Here is a 17,285-nt window from a genome sequence, read left to right as displayed (position 1 = left end):
TAAAAGCCCCGTCTAGATCCCCAGCTAATAAAATACGTAGCTTGGGTTTCACAGGGGCTTTTATGATTTTATAGCTTACCTTTCCATACGCTGTAAGTTACTAAATCAACACGTTTTTAAGTTATTGCCAGTTACCCATTGGCAGTAACCACTTTTTTTTGGATCATAGGAATCTGGACAAATGTCAAACGCCAAATCTCTTGAACAATTAGAGCAAAAGCAAGATTTTATTCGCCGTCACATTGGGCCAAGCCCAGCGCAAGTAAGCGACATGCTGAGCGCTCTTGGAGTATCGAGTGTTGAAGAGCTGATCGGTCAAACGGTACCTGCAAGCATTCGCTTAGAGCAAGGTTTATCAATTGGCGAAAGCCGCACTGAAGTTGAAACACTAAGCTACTTAAAATCAGTAGCAAGCAAAAATAAAGTGTTCAAATCATACATCGGTCAAGGCTACCACCCAACTCACGTACCACACGTAATTTTACGTAACGTACTTGAGAACCCAGGCTGGTACACTGCGTATACACCATACCAACCAGAGATTGCACAAGGTCGTTTAGAATCATTATTAAACTTCCAGACTATGACCCTAGACCTAACTGGTCTTGATTTAGCAAGCGCGTCATTACTTGACGAGTCAACGGCTGCGGCAGAAGCAATGGGCCTTGCAAAGCGTGTTGCTAAGTCTAAAGCAAATGCATTCTTCATCGCTGATGACGTGCACACACAAACAATCGACGTTGTTGCAACACGTGCAGAGCAGTTCGGTTTTGACGTTATCGTTGGTAAAGCAGCTGAAGCACTAGACCACGACATTTTTGGTGCGTTATTCCAATACCCATCAACAACCGGTGAAATCACTGACGTAACCGATTTAATCGCTGGCGTACAAAGCAAAAAAGCGATTGCCTGTGTTGCTGCAGACATCATGAGCTTATTACTGCTTAAAGCACCAGGTAAGCTAGGTGCAGACGTAGTGCTTGGTTCAGCACAGCGTTTTGGTGTACCTATGGGTTACGGTGGTCCACACGCTGCATTCTTCGCAACACGCGACAAGTACAAGCGTTCTCTACCAGGTCGTATTATCGGTGTTTCTAAAGACCGTTTAGGTAACGACGCACTACGTATGGCAATGCAAACACGTGAACAACACATTCGTCGTGAAAAAGCCAACTCAAACATCTGTACAGCGCAAGTTCTACTAGCGAACATGGCAGCGTTCTACGCGGTTTACCACGGTCCACAAGGCCTTAAAACTATCGCTGAGCGTATCCACCGTTTTGCAGACATCTTAGCGGCAGGCTTAAAATCAAAAGGCTTAAACCTTAAGCACGATACATGGTTCGATACGCTAACTGTTGTTGCAGATAACAAAGACGAAATCGTTGCACGTGCAGTAGCACACGGCGTTAACTTTGCGTCTAACCGCGCAGGTGAATACTCAATTTCTGTATCAGAAACAACAACTCGTGCAGACGTAGCTGAGTTATTCGACATCATCTTAGGTGAAGATCACGGCCTAAGCGTTGACGCACTAGCAAACGAAATCGAAGTAAACGGCAGCAACTCAATTCCTGCAAGCCTAGTACGCGATGACGAAATTTTAACGCACCCTAACTTCAACTCGTACCACAGCGAGACTGAAATGTTGCGTTACATCAAGCGCCTAGAGAACAAAGACTTAGCGCTTAACCACTCAATGATCTCATTAGGTTCATGTACAATGAAACTTAATGCGACAGCTGAGATGATCCCAATCACTTGGCCTGAGTTTGCAAACTTACACCCATTCTGCCCACTTGATCAGGCTGCGGGTTACCAAATCATGATGACTGAGTTACATGATTGGTTAGTAAACATCACAGGTTACGATGCAGTTTCACTACAACCTAACTCAGGTGCACAAGGTGAATACGCAGGCTTAATCGCGATTCGTAAATACCACGAGTCACGCGGCGAAGGTCACCGTAACGTATGTTTGATCCCAAGTTCAGCGCACGGTACAAACCCAGCGTCTGCACAAATGGCAAGCATGAAAATCGTGGTTGTTGACTGTGATAAAAACGGTAACGTTGATATGGCAGACCTTAAAGCGAAAGCCGAAGAGGTATCTGAAAACCTATCTTGTATCATGATCACTTACCCATCTACACACGGTGTTTACGAAGAAACAATTCGTGAAATCTGTGACATCGTGCATGAGCACGGCGGTCAAGTGTACATGGACGGCGCAAACATGAACGCGCAAGTAGGTGTTACAAGCCCAGGTTCAATCGGTTCTGACGTATCGCACCTTAACCTACACAAAACATTCTGTATTCCACACGGTGGTGGTGGTCCAGGTGTTGGCCCAATCGGTGTTAAATCTCACCTAGCGCCATTTATGCCTAACCACAGCGTAATTAATGTTGCTGGCACAAATATCGGTAACGGTGCGGTTTCTGCTGCCCCTTACGGCTCAGCGGCTATTTTACCAATCTCGTGGGCATACATTGCCATGATGGGCTCTGAAGGCTTAAAACAAGCAACAGAAATGGCTATCGTGAACGCTAACTACTTATCTGAGAAGCTAAGCGAGCATTACCCAATTTTATACCGTGGCCGTAACAACCGCGTTGCGCACGAGTGTATTGTTGACCTACGCCCACTTAAAGAACAAACAGGCATCTCTGAAATGGACGTAGCTAAACGTCTACAAGACTACGGCTTCCATTCACCAACTATGTCATTCCCAGTAGCTGGCACACTAATGATTGAGCCAACTGAGTCTGAGTCTAAAGTTGAGATTGATCGTTTCATCGAAGCAATGGTGTCAATCAAGTCAGAAATCGACCGTATCGCATCTGGCGAATGGTCAATTGAAAACAACCCACTAGTGTTTGCACCGCACACACAAGCAGACGTACTAGGCAATGAGTGGGATCGTGCATACGACCGTTTCTACGCAGCATTCCCAGTACCAAGCGTAGCAAAAGACAAATTCTGGCCTACAGTAACGCGTATCGATGACGTATACGGCGACCGTAACCTAGTTTGTTCATGCCCAGCGGTAGAGACATACCGTGACTAAGGTTTGATTAAATTCAAATGCCAAAAAGCCGTTGCAGCAATGTAACGGCTTTTTTGTGTTTTGGAGAAAGTTAGCAAGGGGAAAGTTAGCGAGAGTAAAGGGGAAGGGAGCTATCAGCTTGTAGGTTGGGTAGAGCGGAGCGAAACCCAACAAGTTAGCGAGTTACAGGGGGTAAGAGGAAAGTTTCGAGAGACGAGATGCGAGTTATAGGAGGCGTTTTAACGCCGAAAAAAGAGTTATTAGATATCAGTGGTTAGAAGTTAGATTAAAAATACCCAAGCTAGCGAGTTAGCAAGAGGAAAAGGGTAAAGGAGCTTGATCAGCTTTAAGCTAAAAGGTTTAAGTTAGATTGTGCTTGCACACAACCAAGGCTAAACCCGATGCCGTAGGCGTGAAATTTATTTCGCGCGAAGAAGTTAGAGAAAAGTCAAAAAGCAAGACCTGACCCTATGTGTTCCCATGTGTTTTGAAGCAACTTACCCTTCTGCTGAAGTGATAGTGTGTTGTTTTAATAAAATCAAATATGGTCAGTTAAACTATAACAATTTGAAAAGAAATGAATTATATGGCATTTTCTATGTATAAAAATACATGGACAGTAAATGATGACCATAAATCAATTCGATGCTACAAGTTCTCTTCTTGGCTATATTTATCAGGTTAGGTACAGTTTACTTCTTTCTTTGAAAAAAATGAGGGAAGTCGATGATCCCGATGATTATCATGTATCAATAGAAACGATTGATGATATTGCTTTTGAAAAAGGCGGAACTCCAGAAGAATTACTACAAACCAAATACCACTCTAAGCCAGGTAATCTAAATGATAAAAGTCCTGATATTTGGAAAACAATTAGAGTCTGGGTAGAAACATACAAAAATAATCAACTCGATTTAAATAAAGCAAACCTTTATTTGATTACAACAGAAAATATTCTGTCAGATACGCTTGCAGAATTGCTTTCAACTTCCAGAAATAGGAACACTGAAAAAGCTCATGAATTAATGTGCTCTATTACTAGTGATAATCCCAGTGAGAAAAACAAGCAGGCTTTCATGCTATTCAATTCTATGTCTGAGACAGAGCAAAAAAAACTTTGCGATGCCATTTTTATTATTGATAGATCGGAGACGCTGGTTGAAATAGAAAAGCACCTAGAAAATAACCTAAGAGGGTATGCTCATTCAGCTCAATTAAAACCATTTTTAAACAGATTGGAAGGCAAATGGTTTTCAATGGCAATATCAGCTTTGGAAACTGGAGATGGGAGAGTTAACCTCGGAGAAATTGTAAATATAATTGATGATCTAAGAGAGCAATTTTTACCAATTAATTTACCTGATGATTATTCTTCAGCGGAAGTTGATGTGTCGCTCCTTCTTGAACAAGATCATAACTTTATTAATCAAATGAAGATATTTGGTGCTGGGGAAAGATTAATAAGAAAAGCTGTCTTAGATTTCTTTAGAGCCTCTGAACAAAGATCTAGGTGGGCTGGTGATGGACTTTTAAATCCAGGGGAGCTAGTGAACTATTTTAGGAAGCTGGAAGAGGAATGGGAATTCAACATAGGTTTAGCCGAGACAGAAATTGCTATAGAAGATGAAATATCAAAGAAAAAGCTAGCATTAGAAGTCTTTAAGAAGTGTCAAAATGAAGGTGCAATCCCTATACGTACCCACTTCTCAGAAAGTTATGTGGCTCGTGGAAGTTATCACCACTTGGCTGATGAATTAATAATAGGTTGGCACCCAGATTTTGAACAATTGTTAAATAAAAAAACGAAATCAGAGGTGGCTTAGATGGATTTTTCTAAGTTAACTAGAGAGGAATTTAATCTTCATAATCCTTCTTATTGTGGATTTCTGATATACAGTATCGTTCGAGAGTACGGAACAATAGATAAAAATGGTATGAATCCAGCTCTTCTTTATTTATGCTTGCCTATAGTTTTGACTAAATCGATATCATCACAATTACCGAGATCTTCTAAGACATCACTTATTGCATGGCTTGTTGAAAACGAAGGGCAATTCTTTAATTTTGCTAATAAAGTTACGAGTTTTTTTGAAATAACTCAGAATGCATTTGATTTTCTATATCAAAATAACCTCTTAGAGCTCACCGAAAACCACGATGTGATTGCCGTTGATAGTGGCCTAGCTCAATCTCCAGCTATTTTTAATAAAAGTGAAACGATGAAGTTACAGCTAAACGCTTCAAAATTAATGGGAAGATGGTTAGCCGTTAGCCCTAACGTAGCAACAATTTATTCAGTTTTAGGGATAAGACCATAATGCAAATCAAGCAAATATCACTATATGGAAAAAATAAAAAAAGGCGTGATGTTGAATTTGAAACTTCCAAATTAAATATTATCACAGGGGCTTCAAAGAAAGGTAAAACTTCACTTTTAGATATCATTGATTACTGTTTGGGTTCTAAAGAGTGTGATGTTGCCGCAGGTTACATTCGTAACACAGTAAGTTGGTTTTCTACTTTATTCCAATTAGGTAGTTCTCAAGTCTTCATTGCGAGAAAAGCGCCAGGGTTGGGAGCAAAATCAAGTGTAGAATGCATGTTGTTAGTTGGAGAGAACGTAAAAATCCCAGAGCCAGATGAAATTAGAAGTGATACTACAATAGACTCAGCAATCAAGCTTCTTTCTTCAAAGCTAGGTATGCCTGAGTACAATACTGAAGTTCCAGAAGGTCAATCAAGAAGCTCAATTTCACTATCATTTAAGCATTCAAAATTCTTTTTGTTTCAAAGCCAAGATGAAATAGCGAATAAAAAAGTATTATTTCACCGTCAATCTGAACAATTCATCCCACAAACAATTAAAGATGTACTTCCATTTTTTCTTGGTGCCGCAGATGATAATCGCTTTTCTGAAATGGAGAAGTTAAGGGGATTAAAGAGAGAACGAACCGTTAAAGTAAAAGAACTTAAGGAAATTGAGTCATTAAAAGGTAATGGTTTAAGCAAAGGGTTTGCCTTATTAGCTGAAGCCGCCCAAATTGGGCTTTATAACGGTTCCACATTTAATCTGTCTGATGAACAATTAATAACTCAATTTAAAAAATTGAGTACATGGAAGCCTGAAGATATCTCTGAGCAGACTGAAAGTGGCCCAGCAATCAACCAACTTGAATCTGAATATAGAGTGTTAAAAGAGCAGAAAAGTATAGTTAATAATATGCTTAAAGAGGCTGAGGATTACGAAAAGGCGATTAATGGTTTCGAGAATCAAGAGCATGAGCAAGGATTACGGTTAGAAACTATAGGTATTTATCAAAAGCTTGAAGTGTCTGAGTCGCCGGTAAAAGACGCACTTTTGATGTCATTGTCTAAGCTCAATGAAAGTTTATCTAAAACAACTAGAGCTAAACCTCACTTGAATTCAAGAATCGCGGAGCTTAGGGGAAGGCGAAGTGAACTTGCAAAGTCTATCAAGAAAACTCAGAGCATGTTATCTGAGTATCAGAAAAAGGATGAAGAGCTAGGTAAACTTCAAAATTTGAACTTGCGTAAAGCTAAAGTTATAGGACGGATTTCACTTTACTTAGACGGAATTGATTGGAATAAAGATACCACTTTATTGGAGAAACAAATAAGAGAACTGAATCAACGAATAGAAGAATTAGAGGAGGCGCTTGATCCCGAGTTGTTGATAGAGAAGTTAGATTCTCAGCTTAATCTAATTGGAAGGGACATGAGTCGTTGGGCCAAAGAGCTTGAATTAGAACATAGTGATTGTCCTATAAAGCTTGATTTAAAACGTCTTACTGTCGTCGCTGAAACACCTGATGGAAAAGTTCCATTATACCAAATGGGAAGCGGTGAAAACTGGGTCGGTTATCACTTGGTGACATACATGGCATTGGCAAAGTGGTTTACCAATAGAAACAGACCGGTTCCTCGTTTTGTACTGTTTGATCAGCCCACTCAAGTCTACTTTCCGACCGATATTGATGTAACGGGAAACATTGACGAAATAGCAGTCGATGAAGACAGATTAGCGGTTAAGAAAATGTTTAAGTGGCTTCATGACTTGATAGAAGAAGAGTTTGACAGTGATTTTCAAATAATTGTCACTGACCATGCAGATATCGATGAACCATGGTTCCAAGATTGTATTCGGGATAAAAAATGGAGAGGTGATGAGGCCTTGATTCCACTTAGCTGGATTGAATAACAAACAGTTAATTGGAGGATTGTAGTTCGTACTAATTTATATGCAGGCACGAAACTATGATTCTTCATAATGAATTTAATGCCTTGGAGTCATTACTCTATTTTGCGGAATGTTTAAATTTTCAGAATCAACGGGGTCAGGGCCTTTTTCTCTGATCCCTTTACCAACCCACAACCAACACTATGCTGTTAGCACCTAGCACCTAGCACCTAGCACCTAGCACCTAGCACCTTCAAACATTTAATTACGCGATATAAAATCGCAGCTACAATTTTGCTAACTTGCTAACTTGCTAACTTGCTAACTTGCTAACTTGCTAACTTGCTAACTCGCCCTAAAACCAGTTACTTTGTTCTCGATCATTGCGCTATAAGGTGCTCAAATCTATACTTTTTGTATCGATCTTGATTAACAATATCAGCACTTTATAAGCGAATGGAAAATCTGAACATAGCCATGGCTGGGCTAACCGCCATTATCCTTTTTATTTTTGGGCTTGAGAACTTTTCTCGGGAAATTGAAAGTATATCGGGGGAGCGCTTTCGTAAATCGTTGAGTCGCGCGACTAACATTCCTATTTTTGGGGTGTTAATTGGTGCTGTGGTGACGGCCTTTATTCAATCGAGTTCTGCGACGTCGGTGATCACCATAAGCTTGGTAAATGCGGGGGTGTTAACGTTTAAAAATAGTGTCGGTATTATTTTTGGGTCAAATGTGGGCACTACTATAACGGCTCAGCTGGTGGCTTTTAAGCTGACGGTATTTGCTCCAGTGATCATTATAATTGGCTTTTTTCTGTCGCTGACTCGCAACCGCTTTTCTATTTTTGGTAAGGCGATTTTCTATTTCGGTTTTGTCTTTTTTAGCCTTAACCTGATTTCTTCATCACTTGCGCCATTACAAAACAACCCAGCATTAATTGAGATTTTAACGCAGCCGCAAAACCCGCTTTTGGCGATTTTAGTAGGCTGTGTATTTACTGCTATGGTGCAGTCGAGTTCGGTGACTACTGGGCTTGCCATTGTTTTTACTCAGCAAGGTATTTTGGGGCTTGAGAACGCGGTACCCATTATTATGGGGGCGAATATTGGTACCACAGCAACTGCAATGATCTCGGTGTTTGGTATGGATATCGCAGCAAAGAAAGCAGCGTTGAGCCACCTGTTGTTTAATGTGGGTGGGGTGCTTTTGTTTCTGCCTTTCATTTTATTGTTTGGTGATAAGTTAAGTGAAATTACGCTTGATCCCGCTATCGCACTGGCAAACATCCACTTTATTTTTAATGTGGTTGCTAGTTTAGTTTTTATTGTTTTTGTTAACCCTTTTACGCGCTTTGTTGATTTTCTGCTTGGTGAAGGAAAAATGGACTTTGAACGCCTTGAATTGCCCACCTACCAAGAAGATGAAGAGTTTCAGCATGTCGTCGATAAGTTAGAATCAGGTAACCAACAGCTACTTAACTTCTTAAAAGAAAACTACAATCAGGTCACGCTGAGCTTAGAGACCAACTACAAGGGTATTCAAGATACTGCACAAAAACGCTTGGAATATGTCAGTTTTGTTGAGAAGGAATACATCACTTATTTCACTACTATTGTTAGTAAAATCAATGACGAAGAGCAGTCGCGAGAGTTAATGCTGCAAATTAACCGTTTTGATTATTTGTTCCAAATTCATGATTCCATCATTGATCTGTTTGAAAGCAAGCGGATTATGAATGAACAATTTATTGAATTAGAAAGCGATATTTTGATTATGATCCGCGAACTTTCGAGTGATACGCTGACCTTGTTCACCCATACCAGCGAGAATTTAGAACAACCTAAAAATGACGAAATAGATAAGGCAGCTAGGTTATTGCAACTGCATCTGAATCAGGCGCAGCGTAAGTTATTAATGCTACTTGCTGATACCAACAGAAAAGATGCCGGTACACTGACAAATTTCGTCACCTATTCACAGCGACTCAAAGATAAACTGCTGAACTTACATAAAATGTATTCACGCAAAAATGCTGAGTTGTAGGAGGCATTTTTAATGCTGAAACCCAACAAGTTAGCAAGTTACAAGGGGAAAGGGTAAAGGAGCTTGTAGGTTTAAGTCATAAGTTCTATGCTAGATTTTGCCTGAACATCGCCAAGGTCAACCCCGATACCAATGACGTGAAATTTATTTCGTGCGTCGTATTGAATTATGTTTCCCTCTAAAGCAGAGCATCTTTTGTCCTCTTTGTGATTATTGCAATCTCGGTGTAGCGCGAAGCGCCTCGGTGTGCTCTGTGGTTCAATCTTTTTTGCATAAAGCGTAACGGATGTGAAAGAGAAGCCCCTCCTAAGATTCAAGAGCCTATGAATGGAAAAACGTTTTTCGTTACAGTTATTCTTACAATTGCTCTTTAATATACTGTAATTTCTTTTTGTGACGTCTCTTATACCTTTTAATAACGAGGGAGCTAGTTTTAAGTTGCTTACTAAAGAATAACACCGCTAGTAATAAGTTAAACAAAATAAAAAAGCTAGATAACTTTAAAGCATTAACAGATTGGGAATAAAGTTCAGTGGATAAAATTATAAAAAAAGTAAAAAGTGATATTGAAATCGCTATAATAACCAGCCCTTTAAAAATTTTTATGACCCAGGTTTTACCAATAGATAAAAGTACACCAAGTGTTATACATGCACATGTTCCAGAAAAGAAAACAATTACTCTAGGTGTCAGATCTTTAAATGATTCATGAGACCAAAGAACCATTAATACTAAGAATGCAGCTGATGAGTAGCTAAAAATACTAGCAACGATAGATAAAGCGCAAGTTAGAATGTATTTAAAATTTTGCTCGATTTCAATCAAGGGGTATTTTTAGTCTTCACTCTCTTAGTTTTCATATAAATTAATTTTTATTTAATCATTATAAATCCTTTTAGTGAATTCGATAGCTTTGTTCTTTGTAAACCTTTTTACTGGTTTTATTATTTTGATACAGAAAATGTAATTGGTTTTGTTTTTTTGATGCTATGTTTTTTGCTTTTCATTTTAATTTTATAAGGTACTGTTTTAAAAGTTTAATATGTAAATTTTTTGTTTTTTCATAATTTAAATAAGCATTTAATTGATGTAGTCATTGCAACAGGTTAAAAACTAAGCTACAAATTAAAATGCTTAAATGTAAGCGCTTTCATTTTTGTTTTGTATTTAGATAAGCCTCAACCCGGCAACGCTATATTAAATGTAAGCGAGAGATTTAGAGGAATAAGTAATTATGGGGAATAATAATGAAGCAGAGTTTACATACATTAATTTTTATTAAAATCAATTGGGTAGGGAAGTTAATACATATTCAAAATGCTGCTCGCGAATATCAAGGAACTGAATTATGAAATTATTTTCAAAAACAGCTTTCGTGTTAGGGATGTTGTTGGTTGGCTACTTGCCAGCATCACATGCTGCTTGGGAGGCAATCAATGGCAATATTAAAATTGGCCAAGGTAAGCGCACCTACAATAAGAGCGAGAAAACATTAGGTGTTGTCGTTAAAATTAAAAATGAAAGTAATAATCAATATATTGAACCCTTAAGGTTAGTTATCTCTCAAAGTAGTCATAATGTCATAAACCAAGATGGGATTACCGAAAGTGGTTTACCTTATATTTTGCTAGAAGGTGTTATTTTACCGAGAAAAAAACTACATACATTTCTTGAGTTTTCTTACACACCATCGAAGCTATTTTTTGATGGTTACTTAGAGCAGTATATTGAAGACCCTGAGCCAGAAGATATTACGCCACCCGTTATAACTTTAGTGGGTGATGCAGAGTTTGCCCATGAACAAGGCACTTTGTTTGTTGATCCTGGTGCAACAGCTATTGATGATAAAGACGGTTCCGTCGATGTTGTTGTTGATGGTACTGTTGAAGAAGTTGCCGGTAGCTATACCTTAGTGTACTCAGCCTCGGATGTAGCTGGTAATAGTGCTTCAGTATCGAGATTAGTCACCGTTGCAGATACTTTATCACCAGTAATTACATTATTAGGCGATCGTGAAATTACTTTAGCCTATGAACAGAGTTATGTTGAACTTGGTGCTACAGCCTCAGATTTAGTTGATGGTGATGTCACGGTTGATATAAGCGGTGAAGTATTAGCAGAACCGGGGGAGTATACGATTACTTATACTGCATCAGACTTGGCTGGTAATTCGGCGACAGAAACGCGATTAGTGACGGTGTTGGAAGCACCAGTCTTTGAATTAATCGTGCTGAGAGGTGGTGAAGTTGGCCAAGAGTGGGACCGTAAGTTAAATGCGTTTGATGCAGCTATAGGTTACGCTGAATGCAATGAAGATGGTGGTGCGGGTTGTCCAAGTATTAGTTGGGAATGGGTATACGATACCGAGCGTGGTAACGTACTACAGATTTCACATGCTGATAATAATCAACTAGCGGGTTTCTTTATTGGTTCGTCAGATGCTGTAGATCTTTCTGCTTTTGAAACAGGGCAATTAAAATTTGATGTGCAAGTTGTCAGTGGTGATAGCAATATTACTTTCAAATTAGATTGTTTTTACCCATGTACGTCTGGTGACTATCCAATTGGCGAGAAAGGTAAAGAAGGTTGGGAAACGGTTACTATTGACGTAGCTGATTTAAAAAACCGCGGCTTAAACCTTCAACAGGTCAACACTGGAATTGTTATTTGGGCAAGCCAGTTCACTAATACCGTATTTAAGTTAGATAATATTCATTTTATAGGGAACGGTGATGTACCGCCTCCGCCGCCACCAGTTGATTTTGAATATCAAATATCAAATTACGGCTTAGGAACAATTTCAAATGCAATAAACCCGAACAGTTATCGCTGTGTCGTTGATTACGGTAACTGGATTTACAACGCTGGTGTTGTTGAGCCAGCGATTGATGCATGCGATGCTCTAACGGGTATTCCAACTGGCACTCCCAAAAAACGCTACCCTCAAGTTATTGGTGATGCAGCGACCAAACCGACACCAACACATAAGTGGTGGGGGTCAGTCTCATTCCTAGGGGAAATGACAATAGGCGATCCAAATGATGGAGCCTATATTACGCCAGATCCTATCACTGCCAGAATTACTGATCGCGGGTTTAGGATGATGGGTATTCCGGCTGGGCTGCGTACTTCGGGCAATAGTTTTGGCTATCAAATCCCAGATCCATTCAGTGAAGTATTTGACGGTTTAGCAATTGCCAATAGTATACACAGCGATTTAAACGCTTATGTTAGTGATTCTAGCGATGCAAGTGTCACTATTCAGTGGCTAAATAGTGACGAACTTGTGGTAATGCAAGCGACTTTTGTTCATGGATCATCTTATGTTTACCTTAAAGCATTTGACGGTGACTTTGTCATAAAAAGCTTGCGAGCCGATGGGGGTGAAAAAGGTGTTTATTTTCAAAAAGACAATCATTTGGGCATATGGACTAATGTCGCCGGTAATCACAATAACTTCTTGATAAGCGGCGAAGGTACAACGGTATTTGAAAATATAAGCTCAAATAGTATTGGCGTAATCAACGAAGCGAAAGAAATTACTGTAAGCTGGTTACCTGTGCTGAATGCAACACCTACTGAAGCGCAAATAAATGCCTTTGCTACATTAGCCCGAAATGTTGTTAACCAAGTAGAAATAGATTACGCGGTAGATAGAAGGGATAACAGTGTGACTGTTACTCACCGTTACTTTGATGCAAATAGCCAGCCTATTACGACGCTTGTAGGACTACAGCCGCTGCATTGGAAAAATGCAAACCTAGCAACTCAATACCCAGTGCGCTCAGCTCGTGGTATTACTAAGTATGCTCAAGTCAGCGAGTTTTCATATAAGTTACCTTATGTTGGGGTACTGCCTAGTTTGCCAACGCTTTCTGACAGTTTGGATGAACAAACCTTTGTGACCTTACTTGATGAGTTTTTTACGATTGAAAAAGCAATGTGGAATACCAGAACTGATGCTTATTGGTCTGGTAAAAACTACGGCAAAGTTGCCGAGTTAATTGCATTAGCTGACCAAGCAGGTTTGCAATTACAAGCAAACGAGATGCGTAATTGGCTTAAAGCAGAGTTACAAGATTGGTTTACTGCAGAAACTAATGATGCGTTAGATGAAGTGAAGTACTTTGTTTACGATAATGATTGGAATACGTTATTAGCGCTTGAAGAGTCATTTTCATCGCATCAACAATTGAATGATCATCATTTCCATTATGGCTACTTTATTCGCGCTGCGGCCGAAATTTGTCGCGTAGATAAAGCATGGTGTAGTGCAGATCAATTTGGTCCTATTATCGAATTATTAATCAGAGATTTTGCCGCAGGCAAAAACGATGAAATGTTTCCGTATGTAAGAAACTTTGATCCTGCTAACGGTTTTTCATGGGCGTCAGGTAGCGTTAACTTTGTTCGAGGTAACAACAATGAATCTACCTCTGAGGCTGCTAATGCGTACGGATCTATTGTTCTATATGGATTAATTACTCAAAACGAGGAGCTTGTTGAAAGAGGAATGTATTTGCATGCATCTACCTCGGCAGCATACTGGGAGTATTGGAATAATATTGATGGCTTTGCTCAAATGAATGATGAAGCAAATAATTTTCCTAATGATTATCCATATATCACAACATCGATTATTTGGGGTGATGGAGCCGTATTCTCTACTTGGTTTAGCGCAGCTTACGCGCACATATTAGGAATACAAGGATTGCCAACCAATCCGCTTATTATGCATGTAGGCTTATACAAAGATTATATGAATAACTATGTTGATCTTGGTTTGTCTGAATCGGCAAATAATTTGCCGTCAGGGTTAATACCTGGCCAATGGCGAGATATTTGGTGGAACTTGATGGCAATGATTGATGCAAGCAGCGCTATTGATGACTACAACTCAGTTGATAGTTACGAGCCAGAAGTGGGAGAAACTAAAGCTCATACTTATCACTGGATCCACACTTTAAATAGTTTGGGCCAAATTGCTACAGGTACCGGTGCGTTAACTGCTGACCTCCCTAGTGCAATGGCGTTTAATAATGCAGGTGTAATAACTTATGTTATTTATAACTACAACGATACCCCAGTCACAGTTTCCTTCAGTGACGGTACTGCAGTGATTGCCAATCCTAACCAGTTCACAGTTATAAAATAATTACGATATTAATACTTAGACATCACTAAAAAGCCCATTTTTAATGGGCTTTTTTAACTGAATGTAAGCGAAAATAAACGAACATAGACATCAACTTTTAGTAAACAACGCAATTTTTATATACCTAGCATCTCACCCCCTCTTTTTCTCCTAAAACCTAATAATTTGTACTTAAAAAACACCCAAAAGTTAAATTAATGTAAATTTATTCTTGCTTTCGTACCTGTTTGGTCTATGTTTTTGGTCGGAGGTCACTCCTCCAACCTGATAGATATAATTACAATCAACAGGAACACACATGAAAATAAAAACATTCTCACTAGTGCCAGCTTTAATGTTGGCAGCGGGTATCAGCCACAGTGCTTTTGCTGCGCAAGGAGTCGCATTTGTGCACGGTACAGGCCAGCAAAGCGATGCGTATAATGACTATTGGACAGGCAGTTTTGTCGACACGGTTCGCCAAGGTTTACCAAACAGTAGTAATTACACGGTCATTAATTGTGATTTTGATCAGTACATGTGGGCAGATGCGGCATCTGGCTGTTTAGCAGGACAGCTCACTACATTTATCAATAATAAAAACATCACTGATTTAACTCTGATCACCCATTCTAATGGCGGTAATGTGGTGCGTTGGATTTTATCTAACCCAACATGGGATAGCCGTTATCCAAATATTATTAGCAAAGTCACGCGTACCATTGCTCTGGCTCCTTCAAGTGGTGGTACGCCGTTGGCTGATGCAGTTATTGCGGGTAATTCGTTCGAGCAAAGTTTAGGTTGGCTGTTAGGTTATGGCAGCGATGCAGTAAAGCAACAGCAGGTATCTTGGATGGCGTCGTATAACGCACAGTGGTTGTATGGCACACCGAACCGCCCAAGTTTACCGTCTCGATTCGAGACCGTGGTGGGCAGTGATGTTGAATCAGCGGTATGGGATAGCGACAGCTATTGCGGTGGTTATCAAAATCAAGTGGGCCTTGAAGTAACACAAAACTGGTTGGACAGTTGTTCAGATGGCTTTTTAAATTGCAGTTCTCAGTCGTTAGCTGGGGTGGTGTGGTTTACCGATAAATCACGAACTAAAGGCCGTGAACCTTTGAGTCATCAGCAAAGCCGACGCAACTGCTTTGGTTTGCCAGACATGCTTAAAAATCGAATTTAGGAGCCCGCTATGATTAATAAGTTAACTACACTCGCTGCTGCAATTATGCTTGTAAGCAACGCAGTACAGGCTAATGAACAAACAGTTTATCAGTTTCCTCAAGTTCAACCAGCATTGAGCGCTCAACTTGAAACACTAGAGAAAGACAGCGTTGAGTATTGGCAGAAAGTTTCGGGTAAAGAGCTTAAGCGCGGCGTGCCTGTATTTGTAAACCAAGCTGATAACTTTATTCGCATTGCGCCAAAAGCACGTTTTGATAACGGCGAAGTATTTAAGCCTCATGGCTTACAGCTAGATAAGCTGTCGGTACGTGATGACAACTTTAGACAAATGCCAATGCAAACTATGGTTGCACAAGAACAAATGGAAAATGCAGGGTTTAGCGATGGCAGCGTTGGATTAAAGCTTGGTCAGGTAAATGGCAAAGCAATGTTAAGAACAAGCCAAGCGCTTAACGACAACGACACCTACTTGCTGCATGTGATCGAAAAAGGCTCGAGCAATGCTTTGCATGCTAAATCGCAGTTTAAAGTAAAAGATCAGCAACAACGTGTCGCTATGCAGCTAAGTATGGGTAAAAAGCACTTTAAAGATAGTGATGTGAAGTTAACGCTTTCAAGTCCTGATGGCGAAAAGCTAGATGTACGTTACGAAAATGGTGAGGCCGTATTTAATTACCCGCTTGAAACCTTAGGTGCAATAAATGGTTACTATGAGCTTGAGGCCAGCGTAGACACTAAAGTGAATGGTCAAACGGTAAAACGCTCTATAAAAATGCCGTTTGTGCATAGCTCACAAACCATCAGTATGGATAAAGCCAAAGTAACAGCGCTTGGCAATAATAAATACCAAGCCAAGGTACCGGTGCAAGTGACCGACTCAGGTCGCTACGCCATTCGTGCAACCTTAACTGGCAAAGGCGATAAAGGTGAACGCATCAAACTAGCAACGGTTGAAGTAGCAAAACAGATTGATAGCTATGATAGTTTCACCATGCCTTTTGCGGTCACCAAAGCAGCCAAAGCCCCATATGAGCTGGTGGATATTGAACTTACCGACCAAACGCGAATGTTAAAGTTTGCTGAGGAGTAAAGGATAGCTCTTATTGTATGTTGGGTGGAGCTAAGCGAAGCCCAACAAGTTAGCGAGTTACAGGGTAAAGTTTGCGAGATATGCGAGATATGCGAGATAAGAGTGTAGGCGTTTTTACGCCGAACCGGTAGCAGCGGGTTTACCCCGCGTAATTTACAGTTTTTCTCTGTTTAGCGCGAAGCGCCTCGGTGCACTCCGTGATTCAATTTATTTTTTTGCACAAAGAAAAGAGAATGAGAAGTGAATGAGATAAACCAAAAGAGTATTTTGTTTTTTCCTCTAAAGCGCAGCGTCTCTTATCATCTTTGTGAATATTATTTTTAAATGCTGTTTTTCTCAGTGTAGCGCGAAGCGCCTCGGTGTACTCTGTGGTTCAATATTCTTTTGCACAAAGAGAAGACAATGAGAAGTAAATGAGTAACCCAATAAAACTATTAGTTACTTTCCTCTAAAGCGTAGCGTCTCTTATCACTCTTTGTGATTATTCAGTGAATTACGCGATATAAAATCGCTGCTAAAATTTTGCTAACTCGCGCCCCTAGACCTTTTCACGTGTATTCTTTTACAATGCATAAAATGA

General features: G+C 39.9%; 9 protein-coding genes. All 9 read left to right on the top strand.

Annotation, left to right across the window (positions count from 1 at the left end; all coding sequences use genetic code 11):
• The first annotated feature begins 181 nt into the window (after positions 1-181).
• Positions 182-3,070, top strand: a complete 2,889-nt coding sequence (gcvP, locus tag E5N72_RS14540) for an aminomethyl-transferring glycine dehydrogenase (RefSeq protein WP_135925796.1) — start codon at positions 182-184, stop codon at positions 3,068-3,070.
• A gap of 602 nt (positions 3,071-3,672) precedes the next feature.
• A complete protein-coding gene (locus E5N72_RS14535) occupies positions 3,673-4,872 on the top strand; it encodes an ABC-three component system protein (protein ID WP_135925795.1) in 1,200 nt (399 codons plus the stop codon).
• Complete coding sequence (locus tag E5N72_RS14530; RefSeq protein ID WP_135925794.1) at positions 4,873-5,367, top strand: three component ABC system middle component; 495 nt, start codon at positions 4,873-4,875, stop codon at positions 5,365-5,367.
• Positions 5,367-7,268, top strand: coding sequence for a DUF3732 domain-containing protein (locus E5N72_RS14525; RefSeq protein WP_135925793.1), 1,902 nt, complete (start codon positions 5,367-5,369; stop codon positions 7,266-7,268). The genes E5N72_RS14530 and E5N72_RS14525 overlap by 1 nt, the downstream gene beginning before the upstream one ends.
• 435 nt (positions 7,269-7,703) lie before the next feature.
• Positions 7,704-9,293, top strand: a complete 1,590-nt coding sequence (locus E5N72_RS14520) for a Na/Pi symporter (RefSeq protein WP_135925792.1) — start codon at positions 7,704-7,706, stop codon at positions 9,291-9,293.
• A gap of 532 nt (positions 9,294-9,825) precedes the next feature.
• Positions 9,826-10,005: a hypothetical protein gene (locus tag E5N72_RS14515; RefSeq protein WP_135925791.1), complete on the top strand. Its 180-nt coding sequence runs from the start codon at positions 9,826-9,828 to the stop codon at positions 10,003-10,005.
• A 636-nt stretch (positions 10,006-10,641) separates the two neighbouring features.
• Positions 10,642-14,448: a glycosyl hydrolase gene (locus E5N72_RS14510; protein WP_135925790.1), complete on the top strand. Its 3,807-nt coding sequence runs from the start codon at positions 10,642-10,644 to the stop codon at positions 14,446-14,448.
• Positions 14,449-14,746: 298 nt separating this feature from the next.
• Positions 14,747-15,613 carry a hypothetical protein gene (locus tag E5N72_RS14505; RefSeq protein WP_135925789.1) on the top strand — a complete coding sequence of 289 codons (867 nt, stop codon included), beginning with the start codon at positions 14,747-14,749 and terminating at the stop codon, positions 15,611-15,613.
• A gap of 9 nt (positions 15,614-15,622) precedes the next feature.
• Positions 15,623-16,705 carry a DUF4785 domain-containing protein gene (locus E5N72_RS14500; RefSeq protein WP_135925788.1) on the top strand — a complete coding sequence of 361 codons (1,083 nt, stop codon included), beginning with the start codon at positions 15,623-15,625 and terminating at the stop codon, positions 16,703-16,705.
• The last annotated feature ends 580 nt before the right edge of the window (positions 16,706-17,285 follow it).

Source organism: Pseudoalteromonas sp. MEBiC 03607 (assembly GCF_004792295.1).
GTDB classification, from domain to species: domain Bacteria; phylum Pseudomonadota; class Gammaproteobacteria; order Enterobacterales; family Alteromonadaceae; genus Pseudoalteromonas; species Pseudoalteromonas lipolytica_C.
This window is presented reverse-complemented; position numbering and strand designations above follow the sequence as displayed.